This window comes from Rhabdothermincola sp. (assembly GCF_036846205.1).
Classification (GTDB): Bacteria; Actinomycetota; Acidimicrobiia; order Acidimicrobiales; family Acidimicrobilacustridaceae; genus Rhabdothermincola.
In genome coordinates, this window is sequence record NZ_DAIUCK010000178.1 from 1 (window position 1) to 2,506 (window position 2,506).

At 73.5% G+C, this 2,506-nt stretch carries 1 protein-coding gene and 2 pseudogenes; all 3 read left to right on the top strand.

Annotation, left to right across the window (positions count from 1 at the left end; translation table 11 throughout):
• A pseudogene (locus tag V7004_RS15665) lies at positions 1-1,494 on the top strand (DEAD/DEAH box helicase); the annotation flags it as partial.
• A complete protein-coding gene (locus V7004_RS15670) occupies positions 1,491-2,102 on the top strand; it encodes a hypothetical protein (RefSeq protein WP_334145188.1) in 612 nt (203 codons plus the stop codon). The pseudogene V7004_RS15665 and the gene V7004_RS15670, both read left to right, overlap by 4 nt.
• A gap of 37 nt (positions 2,103-2,139) precedes the next feature.
• Positions 2,140-2,506, top strand: a pseudogene (locus V7004_RS15675) (amidohydrolase); the annotation flags it as partial.

The following is a 2,506-nucleotide window of genomic DNA, read 5'->3' on the forward strand; positions in this document are numbered from 1 at the left end:
CAGTACACCCAGCTCACCGGGAGGGCGGGGCGGCGGGGCATCGACGATCACGGCACGGCCATCGCGCTGTGGTCGCCGTTCGTCCGGTTCGCCGATGTCGCGGCGCTGGCCGCGAGCCGCAGCTTCCGGCTGAGCTCGGCGTTCCGCCCCACCTACAACATGGCGGCCAACCTCGTGCGCCGCTACCCAGCCGATCGGGCCCACCAGTTGCTGAACCTGTCCTTCGCCCAGTTCCAAGCGGACCGGGCCGTGGTCCGGCTGGAGACCAGGTTGGCGGCGCGCAAGGCCCACCTCGACGAGCTGCGCGCCGCAGCCACCTGCGAGCTGGGCGACGTGGCCGAGTACCGTGCCCTGGTTGATGCCGAGCGCTCGGCAGGCCGGGCCCGGGCCGCGGGCGGCGAGGCCGAGGTCCGGGATGCCCTCGGCCGCCTCAAGCCAGGTGACGTGATCTGGCTGCACGGTGGCAAGTCCGCTGGGAAGGCCGCGGTGCTGTCCGTCTCCCACCGCAAGGCCGGCACCGTGCGGCTCCGGGTCATCACCGCGCAGCGCCGGGTGCTCAACCTCGGCGCAGCCGACTTTCGGCATCCTCCGGCCCGGATCGGCGAAGTCCCGCTGCCGCAGCCCTTCGCCCCTCAGAGCGCCAGCTTCCAGCGCGCGGTGATCCAGGCCCTCCAACGGGTCGCGGTCAACGGGCCACCGGCCCCGGCCGGAACCCGTGCCGCAGCCGATGCGGTCACCCCGATCACCACCAGCGCGGAGCATCCGGTCGGTCACTGCCCGGACCGCGATCGCCACCTGCGGGCCGCCCGCCAGCTGGCTCGAGCCGAGCGGGTAGTCGCTGACCTCGAACGCCAGATCCGGAGCCACACCGAGTCCCTCGCCCGGCAGTTCGATCGGGTCCGCCTGCTCCTCGAGGCCTGGGGGTACCTCGAGGGCTGGGCCCTCACCCGGCGGGGTGAGCGCCTGGTGCGCATCTTCCACGAGTCGGACCTGCTGGTGGCCGAGAGCCTGGAAGCCGGCCTGCTCGACGGGCTCGATCCCGCGTCCCTGGCGGGGGTGGTCTCCTGCTTCACCTACGAGCACCGTGCCGGCGGGCCGCCGCTCGAGCCGTGGTTCCCCAGCGCCACGGTGCGGCACCGGGTCGAGCAGATCGGCCAGATCGCCGCCGAGCTCAACGCGGAGGAGCGGCGGCTCGGGCTGAGCGAGACCCGTGGTCCTGACCCGGGCTTCCTGGCGCTCGCCCACGCGTGGGCCGCAGGCGAGGGGCTCGACGATGTGCTGGCCGAGGAGGAGATCGCCGCCGGCGACTTCGTGCGCAACGTGAAGCAGCTCCTCGACCTGCTGCGACAGATCGGGGAGGCCGCGTCCGAACCGCAGACCGCGGCCGCGGCGCGACTGGCCTCGGAGGCGCTGTTCCGGGGGGTGGTCGCCGCCTCCTCCGCCATCGAGTCCCCTGAGACCGCCGATCAGGTGCCGACGGAGCCGGTGGGGTGACGGTCGAGCGGGGCGTCAGCTGGGGGAGGCCCGAGCCGCTGCCTCCACACGGGGTGGTCGTCCACTCCGACGCCGAAGCCCGAGCGGTGGTGGAGGCTCATCGCCGCCGCGATGAACCGGTGCCGCCGCTCGGCCTGCTCGGTGGTGACCTGTGCCGGACGCTCGGCGGCAGCGGTGATGCCGCCCGGCTGCGATCCAGCGAGGCCATGTCGTTCCCGGTTGATCTCGGCGCCGCGCTGGTGGACGGGAGGCTGCACTGGTTCGTCGCCCATCTGCTCGCACGCAGGTCGTGGTGGCACGGCCGGATCGTGGCCGCCATGAACGCCGAATGGCTCGGCGACTGGGATCTCGGGCCCCGCGCCCACCCCAACGACGGGCTGCTCGACATCTCCGATGCCGACCTCTCGCTCGGTGACCGCCTGAAAGCCCGCCGCCGCGTGCACACCGGCGCCCACCTCCCACATCCGGGCATCCGGACCCAGCGGGCACCGGCATGGAGCGATGAGCTCTCACCACCACTCGACGTGTGGCTGGACGGGCAGAAGGTGGGGCGGGCCTCGCGGGTCGCGGTCCGGGTCGAGCCCGACGCGTTGACCGTCGTCGTGTGACCGGGCGCCCGGCGGGCGAGCGGTAGCCTTCGGTTCCATGCCCCCGACCGACCTCGACGCGGTCAAGGATCGCCTCTGCCGGGAGGTCGACGAGCGGGCCGACCTCCTCGTCGACGTCGCCCGGCAGATCCACGCGAACCCTGAGCTCGCCTTCCGTGAGCGCTTCGCCCATGACCTGCTCACCGGCATCCTGGCCGCCGAGGGTCTCGACACCGAGGGCCACGCCTACGGTCTGGACACGGCGTTCGCGGCCCGAGCCGGCTCGGCTGGCACCACGGTCGCGGTGTTGTGCGAGTACGACGCGTTGCCCGGCATCGGCCACGCCTGCGGGCACAACGTCATCGCCGCGGCCGGCCTCGGCGCCGGTCTGGCCGTCGCAGCGCTGGCGGGGGAGCTGGGTGGGC